Source organism: Gracilibacillus lacisalsi DSM 19029 (assembly GCF_000377765.1).
Taxonomy (GTDB): domain Bacteria; phylum Bacillota; class Bacilli; order Bacillales; family Amphibacillaceae; genus Gracilibacillus; species Gracilibacillus lacisalsi.
In genome coordinates, this window is the sequence record NZ_KB898674.1 from 49,851 (window position 1) to 76,308 (window position 26,458).

The following is a 26,458-nucleotide window of genomic DNA, read 5'->3' on the forward strand; positions in this document are numbered from 1 at the left end:
GGATATTGATGAAAGACCTGCTCGGTAATAGCAGGTCTTTCATAGAATTAACACCTCTGAAATTAGCGGAATGGAGGTGAATACAAAAGACCACCATTTGTCCAATTCTCATTTAAACCTCTCTCTAGATTGAAAATTGTATCTGGACCTAGGTGACGGTCATAAATTTCTCCATAGTTACCGACATGCTTAATAACACGATAGCCAAAATCTTCTGATAGACCTAACATAGATCCTAAGTCACCTTCAAGCCCTAGTAATCGACGAATCACAGGGTCGTCACTATCCATGAATTCATCTACATTTTCAGAATTAATCCCCAGTTCTTCTGCTTCAATTGTTGCGAAGGTTATCCACTTGACGATATTGAACCATTGATCATCACCTTGTCTAACCGTAGGCCCCAATGGTTCCTTAGATAGTGCTTCATCAAGAATCGTGTGTGCTTCAGGATCACTTAGTGTTTCTAATCGTGACACAAGACCAGACTTATCTGTTGTCCATGCATCCACGCTTCCTTCTTCATATGCGGCAACTAAAGCATCATTATCATCAAAAGTTACTTGCTCATAGTCAATGTTCAATTTCCGAAATTGGTCAGCTAGGTTTAATTCAGTTGTTGTACCAGTTTCCACTCCAATACGAGCTCCTGCTAAATCTTCTAGACTAGTAATTCCACTATCCGCTCGTACCATCATTCCTTGACCATCATAAAAGGTGGTCGGTCCAAAATGGGTACCTAAATCCGTATCCCTTGTAGTAGTCCATGTTGTATTACGAATTAATACGTCCACCTCTCCAGTTTGTAGTGCAGTAAAGCGTTCATCTGCTGATAAAGGTCTTACTTCTATCGCTTCGGGATCATCAAAAATAGCTGCTGCTATTGCTTTTCCAAAATCAATATCAAACCCTTCGATTTCTCCAGTTTCATTGAGATAACCAAACCCCGGAAGCTGATTGTTTCCACCTAAGATTAAGTGACCTCTATCTTCTACAGCAGTTAAAGTAGAGCGAGATGAATTTTCTGATTCATGATCATCAGAACTTGTATCTGTTTCTTCTGTATTTGATTCATTTGTTGTTTCTGTCTCTTCTTCTGAACTAGCATCCTCTGGTGTGCAGCCGACAATAAATAGTACTAGACCTAAAATGACACAAGCAAAAAACAGCTTTAATGACATTCTCTTCTTTAGCAAGGTAAATCCCCCTTATTTATTTTTAGCTCTATGTTAAAGAATAGAACTCGAAATGAAACAATTAGCTATTGACCACAACTAAATGATTCGTAATCTAACAATAAAACCACTTAATATTTATTTCATTTTACTTATATCCACCTTCTTCTTACATTAACCTGTCAGGTTATATTACGTTATTTTAATAAAACAAGACTATATTGGTTATTTTGTTATATTTACTCACAAACAACCACGTTACCTTCATGAGCTGTATCTAAGTAGACAGACAAACAAAAAGAGCCAATTGAAAAAAATCAAATTGGCTCAAAATAATAAAATATACCTTTTTACTCATTATACTAATAAATTGACCGTCAATTACATGAACATTATCTCGTTTTAACCGAGGAAGGAAAATAACGCTCTTTCAACCGAGTTGAAATAACCTCTAAGATAATAGCAATAATTAATATTGCATATGTAATAAAACCAACTTCTCGCAAATCAAAATAGAAACCAGAAGCCATGAATAATTCAAATCCGATACCACCTGCTCCAGCAGCCGCGCCCATTGCCACTGCTACAGAAAAGTTTATCTCAAACCGTAAAAACGTCCAAGACAATAAATAAGTGAAAGTGGATGGTAGGACACCATTGATGACAATATGCCACCAACTAGATCCTGTTGCTCGTAATGCTTCGATTATCCCCGGATTCACTTCCTCAAATGATTCAGAAAATGCTTTAACCAGGTAAGCTACGGAGTGAAACAACATCCCAAGTACTGCTGCTTCACTTCCAAGACCAGCAGCAATAGCAAATATTAATACCCATAGTACTGTTGGTACTGCACGAATAAACGCTACTACAACCCGAACAGTGTTGGATAGCCATGGTTTAGAGAGATTCTCTGCTGCCATTAAGGAAAGAAAGAAAGCAATTATCGCACCAAAAATCGTTGCTAATACACCTAAGCCAAGAGTTACTCCTACTTGATAAAACGCTTCGCCCCAGCTAAAATGGCTTAATCCTGGTTCGAAAAACATCACTCGAATATTGTGGAGTGTCTCTGTAACCGCACGTTCTAACTGGAGTCCTGTATAATCAAAGAAGAAAAAAGCTAATATCGTTAACGCCGTTAGCACCCATATCGTCCATTTTACGACTGAATCAATTTTATTCCCAGATTTAATATTAATTTGACCGTTTCTCTTACGCTTAATAAGAGCTGGATCAAGTTCTTTCACCATCTCCATTATAAGATCACCCTCCGTATTTTATTAGATACTAATTCAATGGCAATAACGGCGATAATAATGGTAAATGTAATGAGTGCAACTAGGTTATAATTCATATTTTTATAATAAAGGTCAAACATGTATCCAATACCGGTACCTGTCAAGATCCCAACCAACGTAGCACTACGAATATTAGTCTCAATCATAAATAAAATCCAGCTAAGCATCTGCGGAAGACTTTGTGGGATGACAGCCTTACTAATCATATGGAAATAAGTGGCCCCTGTCGCAGTTAGTGCTTCAACAGAACTTTGATTGGCTTCATCTACCGATTCAATAAATGCTCTAGTCAAGAAACCCACTGTTGCAACAAATAAAGCCAAAAATCCGGTAACAGAATTTTGCCCGAACGAGATCAACAAGATTAGTGACCATGCTACAACCGGAATATTTCTTGAAAACGAGGCGATAAACCTAGCGATAACACTAAATGTTTGATTCACTTTCGTAGTTTTTGATCCCATTATTGCTAGAAAGAGTGATACTACTGCCGCCAAAGTTGTAGCTGCAATCGACATAAAAATGGTTTCCCCTAGTTTTTCCAAAATTTGAGGCAGCTTTTGCAAAGACTCCTCGGTAATCAATAGATTAGAGAATATCCAACTAAACGCAGCTGGTATAGTTGCAATGCTTTCGATTAAATTAAAATTCGTTATGAAAGAAGATAAATAGGTGATCAAAATGATGAGAATTAAAAAGATCGTTGTTTGCCATTTATTCTTGCGCATTTGCTTTGCGTCCATGTTACCTACTCCCTTAAACCGTTATTAATTCTCTTGATTCAATTCCATAAATATTCTCAATCTGCTCACCGTAAAGAAGTTTGCTAGGACCATCAAACACAATTTCACCTTTTTTTAAGCCAATAATTCGACTGGCATATTCCTTTGCTACTTCCACTTGATGGAGGTTAACAATACAAGTAATTCCCATTTCCGTACTAATCGATTTCAAATAATCCATAATAACTTTGGAGGAATTTGGATCTAAAGAGGCAATCGGCTCATCACAAAGAATCAGTTTCGGCTCCTGAATAAGTGCACGACATATTCCGACACGCTGTTGCTGACCACCACTTAATTGATCACAGCGTTTGTATGCGTGCTCTGAAATCCCAAGCTTCTCTAGTAGATAAAAAGCCTGTTCCTTTTCTTGTTCAGTAAATCTTCCAAGTACACCTTGGATCGTTGATTTATAGCCAAACCGACCGTGCAGTACGTTTTCGATCACTGTTAAGCGTGGCACGAGATTATAATGCTGAAAAATCATTCCGATATTCGTGCGCAACTGTCGTAATTCCTTCTTCTTCATTGCGCCCACATCTAATCCGTTAAAAATGACTTTCCCCTCATTTATTTCCACCAAGCGATTTATACAGCGAAGCAAGGTAGACTTTCCAGCACCTGAAGGACCAATAACCGATAAGAACTCCCCAGCTTCCACTTCAAAGTCAACATCCTTTAACACCTTGGTTTCCCCATCATAAAACTTACTTAGTCCTTCCACTTTAAGTAATGACATGGAACAAACTCCTTTATCGTTTTATTTAGAAAATACGGAGTATGCATTACTCATGCATACCCCCCTTGGGCTTTTTATTAATTTTGAGAAAGCTCACGAATTGGATTGAACCACTCATCCTCTACCGGCACAAATCTTTCTTGATCTGATTTAGAGAATAAGCCAGATGCATCAGAGTCTTTTGGTACAAAGATATCTTCATTATTTGCCATTTCATCAGAGGCAAACACTTCTTGAATGAGATCATAGTCTTCTTGTCCCAATACATCCATATTGGCAACGAACGGGGCATTTAATACTGGTGTCACACTCATTAACATAAAATCACTACCAGTCACCGTATTAAATGGTTCTTCGGCATCATCTTTTACTCGATATACACTACCGACTGTGTTTTCTTCACCTTCTGCAACTTCCACATAGTTATTTACACAAGAATCACAAAACGCTGCAACATCCGCACTATCATTTAATAAGTTCACAGCTGAACCTTGATGAGAACCACCAAACAATACTTGTGAGAAAAGCGGCCCGCCTTCCATTAAATCTTCTTCTGTTAAATCTTTATCAGCGAAATGTCCTATTATCGTTGAAGAAGGTACCACAAATCCAGATGTTGAACTGTTGGAAACAAAAGAAAATCTTGTATCTTCAATTGTATCTAGTGAAAACTCTCCATCCACTTTGAAGTCATCTTGATCTTCGACTTTGACTGCCAACCAGCTGTGATACATGGCGTCATCTAAAGTACCGGACGGACCAGTAGATACAACAATTGGCTGGATAGCATCATTTTGATCACTTGCTTCGATATACCCTTGCGCCCCCATAAACGCTACATCTGCATTATTATTAACAATTGTTTCAATCGCAATTGCATAATCAGTCGTTAAATGATGTTCTACTTCTTTACCAGTTGCTTCAGCAATTTCATCACCAATTGCATCACGTGCTGTTTTCAAATCATTTCCAGACTCATTTGGATACCAGACAATATCAATGACATCATCCGAACCTGTTTCTTCCCCTTCTGCACTTTCTGAACAAGCTACTAACATGACGGTAACTACAAGGAACACAACACCAAGTAACCATTTCTTTTGCATCACATTTCCCTCCATGATTCATAAGTAGTTTTTTCATTTAACTGAGAAGTCTTCTACCTGAAGCTAGTCACATTAAATCATAAACCATGGTATTTTTGGACAAATTTACTATCTTTTCACATATAATTAAGAATGTTCACATTATCTAAACAAAGTATTTACAAGTTATATTCAACTACAAACAATAAGAAAAACCGGCAAACCTCACCCGGTCCTGTCCAAAGTAGTTATTTTGACATGAATAATAGGCGTAACAACCGCTTCGGCTTGCCACAGGTTAAGAAAGCTCGAGAAGTGAGCAGTCACAAACGTTGTAGAACAGTTTCATAGCGGAGGCCGTCCACTTCCACTCCTACGGGATAATTTTCTACTAAGATCCACTTCGGTAAGTGCTCTTTGCTTACCAAAGTTAGCTTAGGCGAAAATCCCGTGGAAAGGGAAGTGGACAGCCGCAGTGATGGTTTCCTATACAAGCTATTTCAAAATGGCTACTCTGCTTACAAATGCGTTGATAACGCGGATGATATGCTTTCCTTACAAGTAAAAAAGCAGTCGATTTAGGAGTACAATTGAATCCGTTGTACTCGAAAGTCGAACTGCTTAACAGGCTAAAATAATGTTTTATTAATATTATTTATTCTTCTCCTGTGCTCCCCACCAAGAAATGTTTTTTAAACCTTTAATATTCTTATAGTGGAATGTAGGATCTGTTCCTTGTTTTCTCTGTTTCACATAGTCTTGCAGTACATCCATTGCAATTTTACTCAATAATAAAATTGCAATTAAGTTGACTACAGCCATCATAGCCATAAACAGGTCTGCCATATCCCAAACAATCTGGATTGAGGCAAGTGAACCGAACATGACCATCCCTAAAACGACAACACGATAAACGTTAACCCATATTCCCTTTGGATTTAAGAAGCTGACATTCGTCTCACCATAATAATAGTTACCAATTACAGAACTAAAGGCAAAGAAGAAGATCGTGATCGCTAAGAAAATTGATGCCCATTCACCGACATGTGCACTTAAGGCAACCTGTGTCAACTGAATACCATCTTCTGATGCTTGATGAAAATTATCATAGAGAATGATAATAAAGGCTGTTAAACTACAAATAACAATCGTGTCAAAAAATACAGCCAGCGATTGTACTAGTCCTTGTTTAACCGGGTGATTGACCCCTGCTGTTGCAGCTGCGTTAGGCGCACTACCCATACCACCTTCATTGGAAAAGAGCCCGCGACGGATTCCATACATCATCGCTGCACCGGCACCACCACCAAATACTTCTTCTAATCCAAATGCATTTTTTATGATCAGCATAAATACATCTGGAATAGCTGTAATATTGGTGAACACCACGTAAAGGCCAACAGCTATATATATTACTGCCATAATAGGTACAATCACTCCTGCAACAGAAGCAATACGTTTAATACCACCAAAAATAATTAACCCCGCTAATACAACGAGTATAATACCTGTCCATACTTTATCAATATTAAACGCTTGTTCTACTGCAGCTGAAATCGTATTGGCTTGTACAGCATTAAAAATAAAGCCAAATGTAATGGTTATCAATATCGAGAATAAAATACCCATCCATTTCTGTCCTAAAGCTTTTTCCATATAATAAGCTGGCCCGCCTCTAAAACCATCTTTATCTGGAACCTTATAAACTTGAGCAAGTGTACTTTCGATAAATGCAGTTGCCATTCCAATTAATGCAATTACCCACATCCAGAACACAGCACCAGGTCCACCAATTGCAACGGCTAACGCTACACCAGCTAGGTTACCTGTCCCAACTCTTGACGCGATGGTAATACTGAATGCTTGGAAGGCATTGGTTCCTTTTTTACCACTTTGTTCAACTGCTTCTTCTGAAATAACTTTAAACATATCTCCGAATAAACGGAATTGAACAAATTTAGATCGAAGGGTAAAGAATATACCTGCACCTATCAGTAAGTAAATTAATACATAATCCCAAAGAATCAGATTACCCCATTCGACTATTTTGGAAGCTATCCATTCTAGTTTGTCCATGATGTTCCACTCCTCTCCTACGAAAACTATCCCCCAAATTACATAATATAATACACTTTCTCTAAAAAAACAAGTGAATCCCTTATCCAGTAGATGGACAAGGGATATGTAGCTACTTTGAAACAGCTTGCTCTTTCATCAACCTGTTTGCAACAGACTCTGTAAATTCAATCGTTGTCTTTGGAACTACCGACTTTAATACACTATTAATCATCGGTGCCATCATGCCTCCTGCAGATATAGATAAACATCCTGTAACATTCGTTCTTTCAGAAGTAATTTTCTCTGCTTGAAAATAACCGCTTCCTTCTAAGTTTTCACTTATTCCCTTCAATTTAAACCTGACACTAGTTGGTGCCACCCATTCTATTATATTTACTTTGAGTCCTATCTTCTTTTGGACCTTGCCAACGTCACCTTTAAAATGCCATGTTGATTGATGCTCATCAATAATCTTGTGGTCGATATACCCCGGGGCTAACGGTGCCCACCTGTTTATATCACTGACAAATTCCCAGACCTTCTCAATCGGTAAATCCAATTGGACAAAATGTGTACCATTCGGCATTTAAATCCCTCCTTATCATTTCATATGTAGGACTTTGAACAATCATTCACATTTTTACGTTTAATTTATGTAAAAAAAGGTATATTCCTTCCTAAGGAGTTATACACTACCAATAGCTTATTGCTAATCGGAGGATACTACCATGTATAAGAAGCAGGAATACTGGTTAATTATTTTAGCTTTTTTTGTTGCCTTGGTGATCGGTTTATCATTACTCGGACGTATTCTTTCAGGATGAGAGGGAGTAACTATGGAAAGTGAACAAGCTGTCTTTTACAGTCGACTATTAACCGAATTAACACTTTCATTCCACATTATTTATGCAACGATTGGTGTAGGAATTCCTTTTCTTATATTTCTCGCGCAGTGGCTTGGCATAAAGAAACAGGATGAGCACTACATTCTATTAGCCAGAAGATGGACAAGAGGTTTCGTTATCACTGTTGCTGTTGGAGTCGTAACAGGGACTGCAATTGGCTTACAACTTAACTTGCTATGGCCTACCTTTATGGAGTTAGCAGGTCATGTAATAGCACTCCCTTTGTTCATGGAAACATTCGCCTTCTTCTTTGAGGCTATTTTTCTTGGGATTTATCTATATACGTGGGACAGATTTCGTGATCAACGCAAGCATATGTTACTTTTAGTTCCTGTAGCAATAGGAGCTTCTTTTTCTGCCGTTTTTATTACGATGGTCAATGCCTTTATGAATGCACCCCAAGGATTTGAATTAATGAATGGCGAACTCATTAATGTTGAACCGCTTGTTGCCATGTTTAATCCTGCCATGCCGACAAAAGTTGCACATGTTGTGGCAACGGCATATATGACGTCAGCATTTGTATTAGCGGCAATTGGCGCCTTTCGCCTATTAAAAGGTTCTAACCATATCTACCACAAAAAAGCCCTTTTACTGACACTGAAAGTTGGACTAGTATTCTCGATTGCTTCTGCTATTATCGGAGATTTTGCTGGTAAATACCTCGCAGAATATCAACCAGAAAAGTTGGCAGCAATGGAATGGCACTTTGAAACGGAAGAACAAGCATCACTTACATTGCTCGGATTTTTAGCCAATGGTGAAGAGATTAAATTCTCAATAGAAGTTCCTTATGCATTAAGTATTCTTGCTCATGGCGATCCAAATGCAGAAGTAATTGGCTTAGATCAGTTTGCGGAAGATGAAATCCCTCCGCTCTACATCCACTATTTATTTAACATAATGGTTGTGATCGGTATGATTACGATGATAATCGCATTATTTTACATTGTAGGTAATGCCTTAAACAGAACATTTATCAGGAACAGATTTTTTCTATGGCTGATCGTTAGTTCAGGGCCATTATCCATGATAGCTATTGAAGCTGGATGGTGGTTAGCTGAAGTTGGCAGACAGCCATGGGTATTACGCGGCATCTTACGGACAGAAAATGCTGCTACGACAAGTAACCATGTTGATTTCATGCTTCTACTCTTTATTGGATTATATCTGGTACTCGGGTTAGCAAGTGTTATTGTCTTAACCCGAATGTTTAAAAATAATCCGGTAGAGCGAGAACTATTGGATCAACAAAGAAACGGAGGGTGAACTACATGTCCTATGAAATCATCGGTATTGTAGTGCTCTGGCTATTTTTATTCGGATATATTATCGTGGCCTCGATCGACTTTGGAGCAGGGTTCTTTCATGCCTATAGTGTCTTAACTAATAAACATCACATTATAAGTAAAATTGTCCAACGCTACCTTTCACCTGTCTGGGAGGTTACCAATGTTTTTCTTGTCTTTTTCTTCGTTGGCATTGTAGGATTCTTTCCAAGTACAGCTTATTATTACGGAACCATCCTATTAGTACCTGCCAGTTTATCACTCATCCTTTTAGCGATTAGAGGTGCTTATTATGCCTTCACCACTTACGGCAAATTAAGAAGTAAGTTTTGGACCTACTTATATGGTTTTTCTGGTTTATTCATCCCTGCTTCGCTTTCGATCGTATTAACCATTTCCGAAGGTGGATTTGTTGAAGAAAATAATAACGAACTTTCCTTACAATATGCTACTTTGTTTACGAGTCCGTTGACATGGAGTATTGTGATTTTAAGTTTAACTTCTGTTCTTTATATTTCCGCTGTTTTTCTTACTTGGTATGCTAATAAGGCAAAAGATCAACCAGCAACAGATCTATTAAGAAAATACGCATTAATATGGGCAGGTCCTGCTATTATAACGGCTACTGGGATTATCGTTGAGTTGCGGACCCATAATCCAGTTCATTTTCAAAGAATGCTTGATCTTTGGTGGATGTTTGCACTTTCGGGAATTTTGTTTATCGCAACCATCTATTTAATTTGGCAGAAGAAATCTTATGGTCTAGCTTTTTTCTTACTTACGGGTCAATTTTTTATTGCTTTCTATGCTTATGGAATCTCACATTATCCTTACTTGCTTTATCCATATTTAACAATAGATGAAGGCTTCACAAGTGAAGGAATGGCTATTGCTTTAATCACCGCTTTTATTGCAGGATTCTGCTTATTAATTCCTTCCTTATGGTTATTATTACGTCTATTTCTTTTCAACAAGGATTACGTAGAAGGGAAAATAAAGTGAGACATATTGTCACCAAAAAAGGAGGAATCAATATGAACGAATTTCTATACTTTTATGCTCCCTTTATTATCTTAATCATCAGTATTTTATTTACATTCTGGTTCGTTGCGAAAAACAATAAAATAAAGTAAAAAACCAGGCTGTTAACTCTTAAGCCTGGTTTTATCTTCAATCATTAAAATCGAATTAAGAAGTATTTCTTCTTCCCTCTTCTAATAATCGTGAATTTATCTTCGATTCGATCTTCCTCTGTTAATTGATGCGTTAATTCTTGATTTCTAATTCCATTAATGTAGATGGCACCATTCTTAATATCTTCACGTGCTTGACGCTTGGAAGATGAAATATTAGCTTCCACCAATAAATCAATTAAACCAATTTCTTTATTTTCGATAGTCACAGAAGGTACATCTTTAAACCCTTGCTCAATTTCAGCAGCATTCAAGCTTGTTAAATCCCCACTAAATAAAGCTGCTGTGATTTTCTGTGCTTGTTTTAACGCTTCTTCACCATGAACCAGTTTGGTCATTTCTTCTGCTAAGCGTTTATGCGGGATACGTTGCTCTGGAGCTTCTTCTAACTCTTTCTCCAGAGCTGCTATTTCATCAAAATCGATAAACGTAAAGTATTTAATAAACCGGATTACATCACGATCATCGGTATTAATCCAGAATTGGTAAAATTCATATGGTGTTGTTTTCTCAGGATCAAGCCATACTGCTCCACCAGCAGTTTTCCCGAATTTGGTTCCATCGCTCTTTGTAATCAAAGGTACTGTTAAACCGTATACTTCTGCTTCTTCTTCGTTGTTTTCAAATCGTTTACGACGGATTAGCTCCATCCCTGCTGTAATGTTCCCCCATTGATCACTACCACCTATTTGCAGTGTGCAGTTTTCTTTTTCGTAAAGATTCAGAAAGTCGAACGATTGCAGCATCATGTAACTAAACTCTGTAAAGGAAAGTCCGCCTTCCAATCTGGATTCTACAGAATCTTTAGCCAACATATAGTTGATACTGAAGTGTTTACCGATGTCACGCAAAAATTCAATGAAGGTCAAACTCGCTAGCCATTCATGATTGTTACGAGCTACAGCACTATTTTCCCCTTGATCGAAATTTAAGATGCTTGCCAGCTGTTCTTTAATTTTTTCACTGAATCCTTTTACTACTTCTGGGCTATTTAAGGATCTTTCTGTTGAACGGCCGCTTGGATCACCTATTAAGCCTGTTCCACCACCAATTAGAGCAATTGGACGATGACCAGCTTTTTGGAACCTTTTCAACATTAAAACCGGTAACAGGTGTCCAATATGTAAGCTGTCAGCTGTCGGATCAAAGCCACAGTATAAGGTAACAATATTGTTATCTAAATGTTTTCTTAAACCGTCATCATCAGTTGTCTGTTGAATCAGGTCTCTTTTTGCTAATTCATCTAAAATATGCATTTTAATAAACACTCCTTTTTTGTTAGTAAAAAAATCCATAAAAAAAACTCCTCCCTCAAATAAGGGACGAGATATTCGCGGTACCACCCTTGTTGCAATTCCAATGAACTGCCACTTAAGGAAATAACGATGCAGACCACACCGTCTTCATTGATCATGAAGATACTCCAGAACGTAATTCATGATAAGGCTATTTACTGACTTGCACCAACCGCCAGCTCTCTAAAAAAGGGAACCTTACACTACTTCAATCCTTCATAGTATTATGGATGTTTAATTGTTATATCATTAATAGCATATTCGTAATAAAAATGCAATATTTTTTTGGCAATTTTATAACAAAACTGATTGACTGTTGTGCTATAATATGTAGTGGATTATTTAGGAGGGTATCGAATGAACTTAAAAGATTTTTTTCATAATATGTGGCAGTCTATGAAAGAAATTTGGAATAAAAAAATTATTCAAAAATCTACTAGAATTAGCTATCATATCATTTGGAATATTGTATTATTCTTTATTACGATTGGTATTGTTGGTGGATTTTTCGTTGTCGGCCTTGGTGCAGGTTATTTTGCATCGTTAGTTGATGACGAAGAAATCCAAACGGAAGAACAAATGGCAAGTGCGATTTACAACTATGAAGAAACATCTGAATTATATTTCGCCAATAATGAATTCCTGTCAGATGTTAGCTCTGAATTATTACGAGATGAAACATCTCTTGAAAATGTAAGTGAATATGCACAAAATGCTGTTATCGCTACTGAAGATGAATATTTTGAAACACATAACGGGATCGTACCAAAGGCGATTTTACGTGCGGTCTTCCAAGAGGTAACCAATTCCTCTACCAAGTCAGGTGGAAGTACATTAACACAGCAAATTATCAAAAATCAAATCTTAACAAATGAAGTATCTTTTGAGCGGAAGGCAAAAGAGATGCTCCTTGCGATGAGATTGGAACGCTTCTTTGAAAAAGACGATATATTAGAAGCATATTTAAATATTGTTCCTTTTGGACGGAACTCTTCTGGTCAAAACATAGCAGGTATTCAAACCGCTGCGGATGGTATATTCGGTGTCAATGCTGAAGATTTAAACCTTCCACAAGCAGCATTCATTGCAGGCCTACCTCAAAGTCCATCTTATTATACACCATTCTTAAACGGTGGCGGATTAAAAGATGAGGCTGGTCTCGAGCCTGGGTTAAGTCGAATGCGATCTGTTTTAAGCAGAATGTTAGAAGCAGGATACATTAATGATGAAGAATATCAAGATGCGTTAGAATATGATATTGTAGCTGACTTTAAAGAGCCAGAAGATTCCGTTCTGGAAAAATATCCTTATTTAATGCGTGAACTGCAAGATAGAGCAGTTGATATTTTAGTTGAAGTTCTTGCGGAACAAGATGGTTATACGAAAGAAGATTTAGAATCCAGTGATATTTTGCTAGAAGAATATCAGATAAGAGCAAGTCGGGAAATCGGCAGAAATGGTTATAAAATACACTCTACCATTGATAAAGAAATATATGATGTATTTCAAAAAGTTGCTCGAGAATATGATAATTACGGAAGAGATAAGTTAGCCAGAAATGAAAATACTAAAAAACCAATAATGGTGGAAAACCCGGATACTGGCGAAATGGAACAATTGGGAGAACAACCAGTACAAGTTGGCAGTGTACTAATTGAAAATAGTACAGGGAAAATATTGAGTTTTGTTGGTGGACGTGATTTTGAAAAATCTGAAAAAAATCATGCAACAAACGTTCCTCGACAACCTGGGAGTACGATGAAACCTCTTGCTGGGTATGGACCAGCAATGGAATTGGGTGTGGTACAGCCTGGTTCAGTCATTGCAGATGTACAAAAAACTTATCCTGGTGATTATACGCCAACTAACTATTCACAACGGTTTTACGGTTTAACACCAGTCAGGGAAGCACTATATCGATCACATAACGCTACAGCTGTTGCTGTTTTTAACGAAATCAAAGGCCCTGACTTATCAAGAAACTTTTTATGGAAAATGGGCTTAACCCGTATACCAGAGGAAGCTGGTGGCTATCTAGCAACTGTATTAGGTTCTCAGAATATTACAGTTGAAGAAAATACGAATGCTTATGCAACCTTTGGTAACTTAGGTGAGTTTGTCGAAGGATATATGATTGAAAAAATCGAAACCAAAGATGGAGAAGTTGTTTATCAACATGAATCCGAATCAGTGGAAGTGTTTAGTCCACAAACAAGTTATTTGATGATTGACATGATGCGTGATGTACTCACTCGTGGTACCGGTACTGCTGCAAGAGCCAACCTTGCTAACAAAAATGTCGATTGGGCTGGAAAAACAGGTACAGCTAGTAATTATCAAGATACTTGGTTTGTTGGTACTAATCCTAATGTAACGATAAGTAGTTGGATGGGTTATGACTATAATCAACAGTTAGACAAAGACGGTTATAGCACCCGTAATAACACATTCTGGGCAAAACTAGTCAATGCAGCAACTGAAATTCGCCCTGAATTAATGGCACCTTCGGAAAAATTTGAACGACCTGGTGGTATTGTTTCTAGATCATATTGCGCTGTTTCAGGTCTGTTACCGTCCGATGAATGTAGTGAGCTTGGCTTGGTTCAATCAGATATTTATAACGCCGATTATCTTCCTTCTAAAGAAGATTATAGTCTCATTCAGGAAAACTACGCTACAATTGACGGTGACGTAGTACTGGCAGGTGATGATACACCAGATGAGTTTTCTGATGGAGATGGTGTAAGCTTCAACCCTGAATGGTTAGAAGATATGGGCTATAATAAACTAGCAAATATTAAACAACTGACTGCAGGTAAGGGCGGTGCATGGGAAAAAATTAAATATCCTAGTGATGACAATGAGGTCAAAAATGATGGAAATGCACCAAGTGCCCCTACTTCCTTAAAACTAAATGGGCAAAAACTGAACTGGAATAAATCGAAGAGCTCTGATGTAGTTGGATATCGCATATACCGGGCAAGCGATCCTGATTCTGATGATTTTCAGCGGGTTGGCTCTACCGCTGATACATCATTCTCCATTCCTGGTAGTGATGCCGTCTACCATGTAAAGGCCGTTGATTATTTTGGACAAGAGTCGAAACCGAGTAACGTAGTAGAAAAAGGAGATTTCTCAAAACCAGAAGAAGATGATGACGAAGACAAAGATGATGAAAAACCTAAGAAGAAGAAACAGAACAACAATTCTGGTAACAGTGGCTCTAATAATAATTCAGGTGACAATAATAATCAAGATGATCAATCCGACAATGAGTCTCAATCAGAACAAGGTCAAGACCAAGAGCCAGAGCAATCAGAAGAAGATGACGATAGTGATGATTAAGGATCAAAGAACTCTTATCCAGACTTGGATAAGAGTTCTTTTCTTTATCTTACCGATAATTATAAAATTTGACCATGTAGTTATATACGGTACGTTGAGTCACATCTACGCAGTGCTGAGAAACTAAGCGGGCGCCCTATGCTTTTCTTGCTGTTCACCGCTTTCATACTACGTTATAATGATATAAAGTGAGACTATGATTAGTGAGGGGGTTCCCCCACTGATCATTAGCGAAACTTATCAGGGTGTTAGCGAAGTAGGCAGATTACAGACGCTTGGCACCGTGATAAATGGAAATTGACTTGGGGTGATAGAACTTGTGATACACGATAAACTTTACCAGTCGTTAAAAATTGAATCTGATCATTCAAGTTTTTTGATAGAGGGACCTGTATCGTCGAAAAAACTTTCACGACTAACCATGCACGAAGCATTAACTGCTTTTCGACCTGCTAATGAACAGCTAGAAGCATTGAAGGAAATAGCTGACTTACCAGAAGGTAGAATCTTAATAGCAACAGTGAATCAGCAAATTATTGGCTATGTAACATACTTGCACCCAGACCCTATTGAACGGTGGTCGCAATATCCAAAAGATAATCTATTAGAATTAGGGGCTATTGAAATTGCACCTGCCTATCGTGGAAACAAACTCGGTTCCCGTTTAATCGAAACCTCTATGAAAGATGAAAATATGGAAAACTATATTATTATTTCAACCGAGTACTATTGGCATTGGGATTTAAACTATTCAGAATTAAGTGTCTGGGACTATCGAAAGATTATGGAAAAAATGATGAAAGCTGGCGATCTGTATCCTGCACCTACAAACGAACCCGAAATAATGGCCCATCCCGCCAATTGTTTAATGGTTCGAATTGGAAAAAATGTCTCTCAAGAAGACCAAGCATTGTTTAAAAAACTAAGATTTCTTACCTAAGGAGTGGGCAAATGTTAGTAAAAGATATTATGAAAAAGGAAATAGTTACTTTATCTCCTGATGCTACGGTGTCAGATGCCTTACAGTTATTACAACAACACAATATCCGTCATATTCCTGTTATCAACCAAGATAAGCGTGTACTAGGTATTGTATCGGATCGAGATGTACGTGATGCCAGTCCTTCAATTTTAGATGATGAAATAAACAAAGAAGTATTATCAAGATCGATTCAAGATATTATGTCTACACCTGTTGTCACTACTCATCCCTATGAATTTTTTGAAGAAGTTGCAACTATTTTTTATCAGAGGGAATTTGCGTGCCTCCCGGTAGTTAAAAACCATCAACTAGTTGGCATGATTACGGAAAAAGATATGTTATACGCATTTATACAATTAACTGGCACGCATTCACCAAGTACACAGCTTGAAATCAAAGTCCCCGATCGTATAGGCGTTCTATCAGATGTGTGTCAATATTTCACCAATAGAAACATTAAAATTGTATCCGTTTACAGTTACCCGGATCCTATTGAACCAGAATATAAAGTGCTCGTTTTTCGCATTCAAACGATGAATCCAATGCCGGTTGTGAACGATTTTCAACAAACTGAATATCAAATACTCTATCCATACAGGGAGGATCATGATGAAATCTGAGAACACCGCTTTTATTTACACAGATGATTTCCTAGATTACTCCTTCCATGAAGAACATCCTTTTAATCAGAAAAGGCTACTATTAACGAAAGAACTACTAGAAATAAGCAAGGGATTAACAAAAGATCAAATCGTTACACCGGTACCACTAGATGAAGAGATCTTATATTCTATTCATGACGCCGATTACATTCAGGCAGTAAAGAAAGCGAGTAATAAACATCCTATATCAGATGAAAGTTATGGGATAGGAACACATGATACCCCTAGTTTTTTAGGCATGTTTGAGGCATCTCTAGTTTCGGTAAGCGGATCAGTTGAGGCAACTGAACAAGTGATGACAGGTAAGGTATCCCATGCATTAAGTCTTGGCGGTGGACTGCATCATGGATTTCCAAACCGTGCTTCTGGTTTTTGTATCTTTAATGATATAGCTATTGCTATAAACCATTTAAGGAAACACTATGATGTTAAAGTGTTATACATTGATACAGACGCGCATCACGGGGATGGGGTACAGCATTGCTTTTATCAGGATGCTCATGTTTGTACAGTATCTTTTCATGAAACTGGTCGCTATTTATATCCAGGGACAGGAAAAACCAGTGAACGAGGTATAAAAGACGGATTTGGTTATTCTTTTAACTTTCCTTTGGACGCTTTTACGGAAGACGATTCTTTTCTCGAAGTATTTCATGCTTCGATCCAAGAAATCGCGGAGTACTTTCAACCAGATATTATTGTCAGCCAACATGGTGTTGATGCTCATTACCTTGATCCCCTTACTCATTTACATAGCACCCTTCATCTATTCGAGGAAATACCTAAGGTCGTTCATCAACTTGCCCATCAATATTGCGATGGGAAATGGATAGCGTTAGGCGGTGGTGGTTATGATATTTGGAGAGTGGTTCCACGAGCTTGGTCACAATTATGGCAAGTAATGAATACAAACGAAACATTTAAAGGGAGTATACCACAGCGTTGGTTAGATAAATGGCAGCCATACTCACCTGTTTCTTTACCTAATACATGGCACGATTGTTTAGAAGATTATCGAGAAATTCCTAGACGTAAAGAGATCGAAGAAAATAATCGAAGGATGTATCAACAAGTTCTGAAATTCATTGATAACAAACAAGGTAAAATATCTGATTGAGTCATCAGCAGCACCTGTGTTTCTTATTTTATAACGTAAAAAGGATGACTCAGTCGTCATCCTTAAGATTCTTCTGTCGAATCAAGTATTACTATTTCTACTCTCCGATTGGCGCTCCACCCTTCGGAACTATCATTTGAGGCTACTGGCCTTGTATCTCCAAATCCAGCAGCAATAAATCGAGACTCATTAAAATCATTGGAATCTAAGAGAAAACGAATAACACTGCTAGCTCGAGCACCTGATAACTCCCAATTTGATGGATATCGATAGCTTGATATGGGACGATTATCTGTGTGCCCCTCTACCCTTACTTCATTGGGGATATTAGCCAGTAACGTACTAACTTTATTTAAAAAAGGCTTTGCTGGATCAAGTACTACTGCCTCTCCTGTTTCGAATAGAACACTTTCCTGCAATACCAGTACAACACCTTGATCAGTTCTAGTAGCAGAAATAACATCATTTAGATCATTTTCATTTAAGTAGGATTCTACTTCTGCTAATAACTCATCTAACTCATCTTGATCTGGTATACCATCGACTGTATTCAGTTCGGGTTGTTCTTCTGCTTCTTGGTCTTCACCTGGAATGGTGTCCTCAGATTTATCATCATTCTCTTCTTCTTTTAGGACTTCCACATTTTCAGTTGGATGTTGCTCTTCAATAATCGATGGCATTGCTTCAAATATTGTTTCACTTCTAAATGCCTCCGCAATCGCTCTGAACTTTTCTGCATCAATTTGGGACATGGAAAATAAGAGGACAAAAAATACTAAAATTAATGTTACCATGTCAGAATATGTTACCATCCATTTTGGTGCACCTTTATTCTCTGGACGTTTGTTTCTACGCTTCATTAAAGGATTCCTCCGTGAAATTCTCCTCTTCTAGCTCTTCTTTCTTATTCTTTTCTTTATTGGATAAAAATGCGCTTAGTTTTTCCTTTAGAATACGTGGGTTTTGTCCAGATTGTACACCGATTACTCCTTCTATAATAACTTGCTTCATAAAGACTTCTTCATTTGTCTTCGTTTCTAATTTACCAGCCATTGGAGTAAATACTAGGTTCGCCAACACAGTCCCATAGAAAGTGGTCAGTAATGCTACAGCCATACTAGGACCTAGTGTAGTAGGATCTTCTAAATTCTGTAGCATCAAAATTAAACCAATTAATGTACCGACCATCCCCCAAGCCGGGGCATATTCACCAGCTTTTTCAATGATTAGACGGCCACGGTAATGACGATCTTCCATTGCATCAATTTCTGCATTCATAATGTCATTAATCACTTCAGGCTCAATTCCATCAATGGCTAGCAATACACCTTTCTTAATATATGGATCATCGACTTCTTCTAATTCGTTTTCCAGTGCTAATAATCCTTCTCTTCTAGCACGTTCAGATAATCGCTCAAATAATTCAATCAGCTCAGCCAAATTATGTTCATTTTGCTTAAAAACTTCTTGGATCACATTCTTCGTTGTTTTGATTTGTTTGATATTAAAATTTACGAGTAGTGCAGCTACTAGGCCACCAAGTACGATTAAAACTGAGGACCCTTGTATAAATCCAACAAATCCTCCCATACCACCACTACTAACAATACCAAACATAATCATCAGAAAACCAATGGTAATACCGATTGGAGTCAAAAAATCTCTTTTGTTCATTCGTATTCTCTCCCCAGTAAAAAACTCTTAAAGTATCTGTTCAAAAAGTTTCCAAATTAGAAACAGCAAACGTAGTGATTCACAGCTTATCATTCGATGACTTTTTGAAAAACCTCTTAAAAATTAATAATGCCAGGGTGTCATGAAATCACCCTAGCATTAATATCGGCATTTATTTTATTTTGTTGAGTTTCTTTTCACAATTTGGTGTGGCAATACAACATTTTGTTCTTCCACATTTTCTTTATTCATAAATTTAGTCAGTAAACGCATTGCTACTGCACCAATGTCATACATAGGTTGTACAACTGTTGAAAGTGTTGGGCGTACCATTGTCGCTAATCTTGTATTATCAAAACCAACTACTTCAACATCCTCAGGGACATTTACTCCGTTATCTTGCAGACCATGGATAACACCTAATGCCATTTCATCTGTTGCTACGAAAATAGCCTTTGGATAATCTTTAATGTTAATGATCTGGTTAGCAGCCTCCATTCCTGATTCATAAGAGAAATCCGCGGTAATGATATAATCTTCATTTACTTCTTTATTTGATTCTTTAACTGCTTTTACGTAACCTGCATATTTCTTTTCGTTGACGGCAGAATCTTCTTCTCCACTAACATAAATCGGATGTTTTGTTCCATTTTCGATAAGAAGAGAAGTTGCTTCATAAGCCGCTTGTTCATAATCAATATTAACAGATGGAATCGTCTCACTCGAATCAATTGTAGCAGCTAATGCGACAGGTACAGGCGATGTTTTTAATTGCTGCACATGCTCTTCAGTAATAGTAGCACCCATATAAACTAAACCATCTACTTGCTTTTCAAACATGGTATTAATTAGGCGCAACTCTTTATCCTTATTTTGATCTGAGTTACTCAGAATAATATTATATTTATACATCGTAGCAATATCATCAATACCTCTCGCTAATTCTGAGAAGAAGATACTTGAAATATCAGGGATAATAACCCCTACTGTTGTTGTTTTTTTACTTGCCAGACCTCGTGCAACAGCGTTCGGGCGATAGCCTAGCCTTTCAATTGTATTTAATACTTTCTTTCTTGTTGCTGGCTTCACGTTCGGATTTCCATTCACCACACGTGATACAGTAGCCATGGAGACGTTAGCTTCTCGTGCTACGTCATAAATTGTTACATTCATTATTATAACCTCCAATATTCTAATTCACGGTATATTTCTCTCATCATACGCTACAAAGAGTATTTCTGCAAAAAATAAACGATATCTACATTATTTATGTATATCATTCATATTATAACAAATTTTGCACAAAAATTAACATCAAAACAATTATTTTATGAAAAATTTTCATTTTACTCGCTTACACTCGGATAAAACCCTTCATAAAGATACCACATTATTGATAAACAGCCACGTAAAATCACTTGCATTTGCTACTAACAAATCGCTGTGTTACTTCATGCTAGAATTGTAGAGCAGACCTTAGCAAAGGCGCCCACTTTCACTCCTGTGGAAATGGTTTGACCTGAAGATCCACTTTATCGAGCGGGTTTTGCTCGAAAAAGTTAGCTGAAGGACAAACCCCACAGAAAGGAAAGTGGGCAGCCGAAGCGGTGATTATGCTGTTCACGTATTTCATAATTAATACTAAAGCAATCGAATTCCAATTAGCATTGTTAGTTGAGGCCGTGCCAGTGGAAAGTAATTAGTCTGAGCGTTGCAAATATACATCGAATATTTCAAAATAAACATTTGGATGACAAAATACTCTGGTACTGGGGATAATAATAAAAACTCCTGCCATTAATTAACAGGAGTTTTTTCATTATTTATTTAATAATTCATTCATAAAGTTGTGGAATGTTGGGATGTCCATTTGTTGTGCTGCATCAGATAGTGCTACTGCAGGATCTGGGTGTACTTCCGCCATGACACCATCCGCCCCAATTGCTAATGCTGCTTTTGCAGCTGGTAATAATAGATCTCTTCTACCAGTCGAATGCGTTACGTCAACCATAACAGGTAAGTGTGTTTCTTGTTTTAAGATTGGAACAGCTGTTATATCTAGCGTGTTACGAGTTGCTTTCTCGTAAGTCCGAATTCCACGTTCACAGAGAATGATTTGTCCGTTACCTTTAGAATTAATGTATTCAGCTGCATTAATAAAATCAGAAATAGTAGCAGACATACCACGTTTTAACAGAACTGGTTTATTTGTTTCACCTGCAGCCTTTAATAGTTCAAAGTTTTGCATGTTACGTGCGCCAATTTGTATCACATCTATATAATTAACGGCCTCTTCAATATGTGCAGGATTGACAATCTCACTAACAACTGCTAATCCATACTCTTCAGAGACTTTTTTCAATATTTCAAGTCCTTCAAACCCTAAACCTTGGAAATCATATGGTGATGTTCTCGGTTTAAACGCACCGCCACGAATTAATTTCAATCCTTCTTTCTTAATAGCAGAAGCAACTTCAGAAACTTGCTCATAGCTTTCCACCGCACAAGGACCAAAAATAAAGTGTTGATTACCATCACCGAATTTATCACCATTTATATCAATTACAGTATCTTCAGGTTTTTTCTTACGAGATACTAGTAATGCTTTACTATGGTCATCTTCTTGTAATTCAAGGCCAGCTTTAAAAATTTCTTTGAATAAGTGAACAATCGTAGAATTTTCAAATGGACCATTATTATGCTTTGTAATTAAATTGAGCATATCGCGTTCACGAACTGGATCATAACTACGATTAGCACCTTGCTTTTCTTTTACTTGACCAGTTTCTTTTACTAATTCAGCACGTTTATTAATTAACTCTAGTATCTCTAAGTTAACTTGGTCAAGTTTTTCACGAAGCTGATCCAATTGTTCATTACTCATTATAAATCCCCCTACTCCTATTTTAAATTCCTGAAAAAATGTTATACTTTTTATAGAATTACGGATAATTATAGCTAAAATATGGCGACTTGTCACCAGTTAGAAGAAATATTTTATAGAATATTTAAAATTTATTCACAATAGGAAGGAAAAAACAGTTATGAATGAGCAAATGTTCGCACTAGATATCGGTACCAGGTCTGTTGTAGGTCTGTTAATGGAAAAGAAAAATGATCAATATCAATTAATTGACTATCATATGGTAGAACATGATGAACGCTCCATGTTAGACGGCCAAATACATGATATAGTCTCTGTAGCAAAAGTGATACAACAAGTCAAAATTCATTTAGAAGAAAAGCATAATACTGTGTTAGAAAAAGTTTGTGTAGCTGCTGCTGGACGTGCTTTAAAAACAAAACGGGTTCAAACAACGAAAGAAATCAGGAAACAACCATTAATGAGTGAAGAAGATATTCTATTCTTAGAATTAGAGGCTGTGCAAAAAGCACAATATGAATTGGCAACAGGTGAGGAAGATGCGAGTCATCATTACTATTGTGTTGGTTACTCAGTCATTCAGTATTCATTAGATGGGGAAGAAATCGGTTCATTAATTGATCAACAAGGTGAAACAGCAGAAGTAGAAATAATTGCAACTTTCTTACCGAAAGTGGTTGTAGAATCATTACTTTCTGCTCTAAATCGTTCAGCGTTACAATTAGAAGCGTTAACGTTAGAACCGATTGCCGCAATCCACGTGTTAATACCACCTTCTATGAGACGGTTAAACGTTGCGTTAGTGGATATTGGTGCAGGCACGAGTGATATTGCACTAACATCTGAAGGAACGGTCACAGCATACGGTATGGTCCCGAAAGCGGGAGATGAGATTACAGAGGCAATAAGTGATCATTACTTATTAGATTTTAATCAAGCTGAAGATTTCAAAAAAGAAATCACATTACATAAAAAAGCTATTGTTTCTGATATTCTTGGATTTGAACAAGAAGTAAATTATGAAGAATTAATCGAACATATTTCACCTGCAGTAGACACGCTAGCGAGCTCGATTTCAGATGAGATAATTGCTTTGAACGGTAAAGCACCTAAAGCGGTCATGTTAGTTGGTGGAGGCAGTCAAACTCCTGAGTTAGCAAAAAGACTTGCGATCAAATTGAAACTCCCAGCTAACCGAGTAGCGATTAGAGGTGTAGATGCTATTCAACTATTATCAAAAGATGAGGGGCTGCCGATTGGTCCTGAATTTATCACCCCTATCGGTATTGCTATTGCAGCAAAACAAAACCCGGTACACTACATAAGTGTGATCGTTAACGAGCAAGTCATTCGGTTATTCGAGATGAAAGACTTAGCAGTTGCAGATTGCCTTCTTGCTGCAGGAATTAATATCAAAAAACTGTATGGTAGACCAGGAATGGCAGCTATGGTTGAATACAATGGTAAACCAGTCACGTTACCAGGTGGATTCGGAACAACACCAAAGATTTTATTGAATGGTAACGAATCTAACGTAGATGATATTGTTCATAATGGTGATGTATTAGTTATTGAGAAGGGGCAGGACGGAGCACCTGCAGAAATGAGTATAGAAGAATTGATTGGGGAAACTTCTTCGATAACAGTCTATTACAATCAAGAAGCTTTCCATATGAAACCTAAAATTCTCGTGAATAATAGAAGTGTTAAATCTAGCTATCTATTAAAAGATGGAGATAAAATCGAATACAACCAGCAAATTACGTTACAAGACTTCTTACATCATTTTCAAATTGCAGAACATGTCAACACACCATTTACAATATGGATTGATGATAACAAAAAAGTCTTAGAAGATTACAGTCAAACATTGCTGCACAATGGAAAACCAGCTAATATAAATCACCCTCTTAAAAATGGTGACAAAGTGGAGACATATTTAGCAGATACTCCTACGTTACAAGAACTTTTAGAGAAACTAGAGATTCATTATCAGACTGAGATGACGATTACCTACAATAAAAAGCGTCTGACTCTTACAAAAGAGTTAGTTAAAGTTTATCGCCGCGGTGAAGTACTATCTTTGGGAGATTTTATAGAGGATCAAGATAAACTGCAAATCATTGAGCAAAAAGCAGATCCATTTATTTTCCAAGATATCTTCCGGTTCATATCACTAGACTTAACACAGGCAAAAGGCAGAGTCGAATTAAAACGAAACGGAGAGCCTGCAACGTTTTTTGAAGAGTTACAGCCTAACGATACGATTGATATAAATTTAGAGAGTCGCCAAATCTAATTTGTGCGACTCTCTTTTTTTAACAATTACTTTCTAAGCTGCTTACGGTAATATCGGAATGACTGGTATTCCAAGTGGATTCTCCATCTGCTATTTTTATCACTTGTGGTGATTCATGCTTTATTTGATACGTATCAGCAATATAATTAGATAGTTCTCTTGCATGCTGAACATGTAATCTAAATAAAGGACAATCAGACGTTTCACTAAACTTTTCATATTCTTGATTGGCTGATGTGCTGATCGGACAAGTTAAACTATGCTTCAACAAAACAAATTCCTGATTCTCTTCTACAATTTGTTTAAATTGTTCAACCGAATCGATATTTTTTATTTCCATTTCTACCACATCCTTATTGATAATCTGAGAATAGGGAAGTAAATCCTCTCTAAGCTTGTCTCAAATTTAAACCCGTTTCATGATAATACTGAAACGGGTTTGTCGTTTTGAAACAACTCTTTATACAATCTTTTATGGTTTATGATCGGTTTGTATCGTTTTCTTCTTCTACAGCCTTTGCTGCTTCTTCAATCGCTTGTGCTACTTCTTCTGCAGCTTTTTCCGGATCTTCATCTTTAGATATTTTTTCTTGTATTGTATCCTTTGTTTCCTTCAACTTACTAGTTAGATCCTGTGATCTCTCCGAAACTGTCTGACCTAGTTGTTGAGACTGTTCTTTGGCATAGTCTCTCCATTCACTTCCTTTTTCATAAGCGACATCTTTCCATTCATTAGCGCGATCTTTTACGTAGTGTGCTCCTTGGTTAAGATCACTTCTTAATTCTCTACCTGACTTTGGAGCAAAAATTAAAGCTAATGATGCCCCAACAATACCACCAATTAATGAGCCTATTAAAAAGTCTTTGCTGTTAATGTTCTGGTTTTCTTCTTTCTGATTTTGATTTTGATTCGTCATTTCTCATTCCTCCTATATGATATTATTTATTTCTATTTCTTTTAAACAATTCCATTACAACCGTGCTCCACTTAATAGCTTCTGCCGTTGTTTCCTTGTTTTCATCTGCAATACGATTTACAGATTGTGATACGTTACGAATGGATTGGGTAAAGTCCTTGACACTATCCCCAATATTTTTAACACCATCTACTAATGTGTTTAATTTTGTTGTTTTTTCATTGATATCCTCGGCTAATTTATTTGTTTTGTTTAATAAAGCCGTTGTCTCTACTGTAATACCCTCCATTTGTTTTTCTAAACCTTCTAGTGTATCTGCCACATGTGACATAGTTCGTCTAGTTTCTTTTAGGACTTTTACTAAGTAGATGACTAAAATGGCAAAAGCAACTGCTGCGATAATAGCTGCAAGGTATAAGAGAATTTCCATCCGAACCTTCACTCCTTCATTATGTATTACTAATCAACCTAATAATTATGGTATACCCTTTATTTGCTATTCTAAACAAGATAATATTAAATTGCACGTAATAAGGAAAACAATGGTTGGAAAAGTCAAGTTTAAATAAGATAATTCGAACAAAACCCTCTCAGTCCTTATCCCTACATGCTAAGTGGATTTGCGGTTGTTTTAGTGGCCATTGTGAAATTTATCAATCGCATAACCACCAATGCGGCTGCCCACCTCCCTTTCCGTGGGGGGTGTCCTACCAATGGTGATATGCTTTCATTATTTGTAAAAAAAAGAAGGATTCC

Annotated in this window: 23 protein-coding genes and 1 other annotated feature; of the genes, 8 read left to right on the forward strand and 15 right to left on the reverse strand. The window is 37.2% G+C overall.

What is annotated here, in order from left to right; genetic code table 11:
- Positions 1-62: 62 nt before the first annotated feature.
- From D569_RS0116700 to D569_RS0116730, 7 genes are all read right to left on the reverse strand, one after another.
- Positions 63-1,196: an amino acid ABC transporter substrate-binding protein gene (locus D569_RS0116700; RefSeq protein WP_018933577.1), complete on the reverse strand. Its 1,134-nt coding sequence runs from the start codon at positions 1,194-1,196 to the stop codon at positions 63-65.
- Positions 1,197-1,567: 371 nt separating this feature from the next.
- On the reverse strand, positions 1,568-2,434 hold the full coding sequence (locus D569_RS0116705) for an ABC transporter permease subunit (RefSeq protein WP_018933578.1): 867 nt from the start codon (positions 2,432-2,434) through the stop codon (positions 1,568-1,570).
- Positions 2,434-3,219 (reverse strand): phosphonate ABC transporter, permease protein PhnE, encoded by a 786-nt coding sequence (phnE, locus tag D569_RS0116710; RefSeq protein ID WP_018933579.1) that lies wholly within the window; start codon positions 3,217-3,219, stop codon positions 2,434-2,436. The genes D569_RS0116705 and phnE overlap by 1 nt, the downstream gene beginning before the upstream one ends.
- A 13-nt stretch (positions 3,220-3,232) precedes the next feature.
- Complete coding sequence (phnC, locus tag D569_RS0116715; RefSeq protein ID WP_018933580.1) at positions 3,233-3,997, reverse strand: phosphonate ABC transporter ATP-binding protein; 765 nt, start codon at positions 3,995-3,997, stop codon at positions 3,233-3,235.
- Positions 3,998-4,074: 77 nt separating this feature from the next.
- Positions 4,075-5,103, reverse strand: a complete 1,029-nt coding sequence (locus D569_RS0116720; protein WP_018933581.1) for a PhnD/SsuA/transferrin family substrate-binding protein — start codon at positions 5,101-5,103, stop codon at positions 4,075-4,077.
- Positions 5,104-5,733: 630 nt separating this feature from the next.
- Entirely contained in the window at positions 5,734-7,158 is a 1,425-nt protein-coding gene (locus D569_RS0116725; protein ID WP_018933582.1) for an alanine/glycine:cation symporter family protein, read from the reverse strand.
- 112 nt (positions 7,159-7,270) lie between these two features.
- Entirely contained in the window at positions 7,271-7,726 is a 456-nt protein-coding gene (locus D569_RS0116730) for an SRPBCC family protein (protein ID WP_018933583.1), read from the reverse strand.
- Between the two features lie 250 nt (positions 7,727-7,976).
- Between D569_RS0116730 and D569_RS0116740 the strand changes: the two genes are divergently transcribed.
- From D569_RS0116740 to cydS, 3 genes are read left to right on the forward strand one after another with little or no spacing between them, the layout of a single operon-like run.
- Positions 7,977-9,314 carry a cytochrome ubiquinol oxidase subunit I gene (locus D569_RS0116740; protein ID WP_018933585.1) on the forward strand — a complete coding sequence of 446 codons (1,338 nt, stop codon included), beginning with the start codon at positions 7,977-7,979 and terminating at the stop codon, positions 9,312-9,314.
- Between the two features lie 5 nt (positions 9,315-9,319).
- Positions 9,320-10,336 (forward strand): cytochrome d ubiquinol oxidase subunit II, encoded by a 1,017-nt coding sequence (locus tag D569_RS0116745; RefSeq protein ID WP_018933586.1) that lies wholly within the window; start codon positions 9,320-9,322, stop codon positions 10,334-10,336.
- A gap of 32 nt (positions 10,337-10,368) precedes the next feature.
- The gene (gene cydS, locus D569_RS25165) at positions 10,369-10,467 is read left to right on the forward strand and encodes a cytochrome bd oxidase small subunit CydS family protein (protein ID WP_018933587.1); all 99 of its coding nucleotides are present in this window, start codon (positions 10,369-10,371) and stop codon (positions 10,465-10,467) included.
- A 44-nt stretch (positions 10,468-10,511) separates the two neighbouring features.
- On the opposite strand, the gene tyrS is transcribed toward cydS, so the two are convergent.
- Complete coding sequence (gene tyrS, locus D569_RS0116755; RefSeq protein WP_026287364.1) at positions 10,512-11,783, reverse strand: tyrosine--tRNA ligase; 1,272 nt, start codon at positions 11,781-11,783, stop codon at positions 10,512-10,514.
- Between the two features lie 59 nt (positions 11,784-11,842).
- Positions 11,843-12,051 (reverse strand) — a binding site (T-box leader).
- Positions 12,052-12,179: 128 nt separating this feature from the next.
- On the opposite strand from tyrS, the gene D569_RS0116760 reads away from it, so the two are divergent.
- The 4 genes from D569_RS0116760 (at position 12,180) to D569_RS0116775 (ending at position 17,928) form a co-directional block, all read left to right on the forward strand.
- Positions 12,180-15,167: a transglycosylase domain-containing protein gene (locus tag D569_RS0116760; protein WP_018933589.1), complete on the forward strand. Its 2,988-nt coding sequence runs from the start codon at positions 12,180-12,182 to the stop codon at positions 15,165-15,167.
- A 319-nt stretch (positions 15,168-15,486) separates the two neighbouring features.
- Positions 15,487-16,107 (forward strand): GNAT family N-acetyltransferase, encoded by a 621-nt coding sequence (locus D569_RS0116765; protein ID WP_018933590.1) that lies wholly within the window; start codon positions 15,487-15,489, stop codon positions 16,105-16,107.
- An 11-nt stretch (positions 16,108-16,118) separates the two neighbouring features.
- The gene (locus D569_RS0116770) at positions 16,119-16,769 is read left to right on the forward strand and encodes a CBS and ACT domain-containing protein (RefSeq protein WP_018933591.1); all 651 of its coding nucleotides are present in this window, start codon (positions 16,119-16,121) and stop codon (positions 16,767-16,769) included.
- Positions 16,759-17,928, forward strand: a complete 1,170-nt coding sequence (locus D569_RS0116775; protein ID WP_018933592.1) for an acetoin utilization protein AcuC — start codon at positions 16,759-16,761, stop codon at positions 17,926-17,928. The genes D569_RS0116770 and D569_RS0116775 overlap by 11 nt, the downstream gene beginning before the upstream one ends.
- A gap of 62 nt (positions 17,929-17,990) precedes the next feature.
- On the opposite strand, the gene motS is transcribed toward D569_RS0116775, so the two are convergent.
- The 4 genes from motS to D569_RS0116795 form a co-directional block, all read right to left on the reverse strand.
- Positions 17,991-18,788: a flagellar motor protein MotS gene (gene motS / locus D569_RS0116780; RefSeq protein WP_018933593.1), complete on the reverse strand. Its 798-nt coding sequence runs from the start codon at positions 18,786-18,788 to the stop codon at positions 17,991-17,993.
- On the reverse strand, positions 18,778-19,602 hold the full coding sequence (gene motP, locus D569_RS0116785) for a flagellar motor protein MotP (protein ID WP_018933594.1): 825 nt from the start codon (positions 19,600-19,602) through the stop codon (positions 18,778-18,780). The genes motS and motP overlap by 11 nt, the downstream gene beginning before the upstream one ends.
- A 177-nt stretch (positions 19,603-19,779) precedes the next feature.
- Positions 19,780-20,775: a catabolite control protein A gene (gene ccpA, locus D569_RS0116790; RefSeq protein WP_018933595.1), complete on the reverse strand. Its 996-nt coding sequence runs from the start codon at positions 20,773-20,775 to the stop codon at positions 19,780-19,782.
- Positions 20,776-21,421: 646 nt separating this feature from the next.
- Positions 21,422-22,486, reverse strand: coding sequence for a bifunctional 3-deoxy-7-phosphoheptulonate synthase/chorismate mutase (locus D569_RS0116795; protein WP_018933596.1), 1,065 nt, complete (start codon positions 22,484-22,486; stop codon positions 21,422-21,424).
- Between the two features lie 160 nt (positions 22,487-22,646).
- On the opposite strand from D569_RS0116795, the gene pilM reads away from it, so the two are divergent.
- Positions 22,647-24,785 carry a pilus assembly protein PilM gene (pilM, locus tag D569_RS0116800; RefSeq protein WP_018933597.1) on the forward strand — a complete coding sequence of 713 codons (2,139 nt, stop codon included), beginning with the start codon at positions 22,647-22,649 and terminating at the stop codon, positions 24,783-24,785.
- 19 nt (positions 24,786-24,804) lie between these two features.
- Here the strand turns inward: pilM and ytxJ are convergent, their stop codons facing one another.
- From ytxJ to D569_RS0116815, 3 genes are all read right to left on the reverse strand, one after another.
- Positions 24,805-25,125: a bacillithiol system redox-active protein YtxJ gene (gene ytxJ / locus D569_RS0116805; RefSeq protein ID WP_018933598.1), complete on the reverse strand. Its 321-nt coding sequence runs from the start codon at positions 25,123-25,125 to the stop codon at positions 24,805-24,807.
- Between the two features lie 139 nt (positions 25,126-25,264).
- Complete coding sequence (locus D569_RS0116810; RefSeq protein ID WP_018933599.1) at positions 25,265-25,702, reverse strand: YtxH domain-containing protein; 438 nt, start codon at positions 25,700-25,702, stop codon at positions 25,265-25,267.
- 22 nt (positions 25,703-25,724) lie between these two features.
- Positions 25,725-26,132, reverse strand: a complete 408-nt coding sequence (locus tag D569_RS0116815; protein WP_018933600.1) for a DUF948 domain-containing protein — start codon at positions 26,130-26,132, stop codon at positions 25,725-25,727.
- Between the last annotated feature and the right edge of the window lie 326 nt (positions 26,133-26,458).

Bases quoted from the DNA above. Each gene is read 5' to 3' on its own strand.
- D569_RS0116705 (WP_018933578.1), bottom strand. From the start codon at position 2,434: ATGGAGATGGTGAAAGAACTTGATCCAGCTCTTATTAAGCGTAAGAGA.
- ytxJ (WP_018933598.1), bottom strand. From the start codon at position 25,125: ATGGAAATAAAAAATATCGATTCGGTTGAACAATTTAAACAAATTGTA.
- D569_RS0116720 (WP_018933581.1), bottom strand. From the start codon at position 5,103: ATGCAAAAGAAATGGTTACTTGGTGTTGTGTTCCTTGTAGTTACCGTC.
- D569_RS0116760 (WP_018933589.1), top strand. From the start codon at position 12,180: ATGAACTTAAAAGATTTTTTTCATAATATGTGGCAGTCTATGAAAGAA.
- pilM (WP_018933597.1), top strand. From the start codon at position 22,647: ATGAATGAGCAAATGTTCGCACTAGATATCGGTACCAGGTCTGTTGTA.
- cydS (WP_018933587.1), top strand. From the start codon at position 10,369: ATGAACGAATTTCTATACTTTTATGCTCCCTTTATTATCTTAATCATC.
- tyrS (WP_026287364.1), bottom strand. From the start codon at position 11,783: ATGCATATTTTAGATGAATTAGCAAAAAGAGACCTGATTCAACAGACA.
- motP (WP_018933594.1), bottom strand. From the start codon at position 19,602: ATGAACAAAAGAGATTTTTTGACTCCAATCGGTATTACCATTGGTTTT.
- D569_RS0116730 (WP_018933583.1), bottom strand. From the start codon at position 7,726: ATGCCGAATGGTACACATTTTGTCCAATTGGATTTACCGATTGAGAAG.
- D569_RS0116745 (WP_018933586.1), top strand. From the start codon at position 9,320: ATGTCCTATGAAATCATCGGTATTGTAGTGCTCTGGCTATTTTTATTC.
- D569_RS0116770 (WP_018933591.1), top strand. From the start codon at position 16,119: ATGTTAGTAAAAGATATTATGAAAAAGGAAATAGTTACTTTATCTCCT.
- motS (WP_018933593.1), bottom strand. From the start codon at position 18,788: ATGAAGCGTAGAAACAAACGTCCAGAGAATAAAGGTGCACCAAAATGG.
- phnE (WP_018933579.1), bottom strand. From the start codon at position 3,219: ATGGACGCAAAGCAAATGCGCAAGAATAAATGGCAAACAACGATCTTT.
- D569_RS0116725 (WP_018933582.1), bottom strand. From the start codon at position 7,158: ATGGACAAACTAGAATGGATAGCTTCCAAAATAGTCGAATGGGGTAAT.
- D569_RS0116775 (WP_018933592.1), top strand. From the start codon at position 16,759: ATGAAATCTGAGAACACCGCTTTTATTTACACAGATGATTTCCTAGAT.
- ccpA (WP_018933595.1), bottom strand. From the start codon at position 20,775: ATGAATGTAACAATTTATGACGTAGCACGAGAAGCTAACGTCTCCATG.
- D569_RS0116740 (WP_018933585.1), top strand. From the start codon at position 7,977: ATGGAAAGTGAACAAGCTGTCTTTTACAGTCGACTATTAACCGAATTA.
- D569_RS0116810 (WP_018933599.1), bottom strand. From the start codon at position 25,702: ATGACGAATCAAAATCAAAATCAGAAAGAAGAAAACCAGAACATTAAC.
- D569_RS0116795 (WP_018933596.1), bottom strand. From the start codon at position 22,486: ATGAGTAATGAACAATTGGATCAGCTTCGTGAAAAACTTGACCAAGTT.
- D569_RS0116815 (WP_018933600.1), bottom strand. From the start codon at position 26,132: ATGGAAATTCTCTTATACCTTGCAGCTATTATCGCAGCAGTTGCTTTT.
- phnC (WP_018933580.1), bottom strand. From the start codon at position 3,997: ATGTCATTACTTAAAGTGGAAGGACTAAGTAAGTTTTATGATGGGGAA.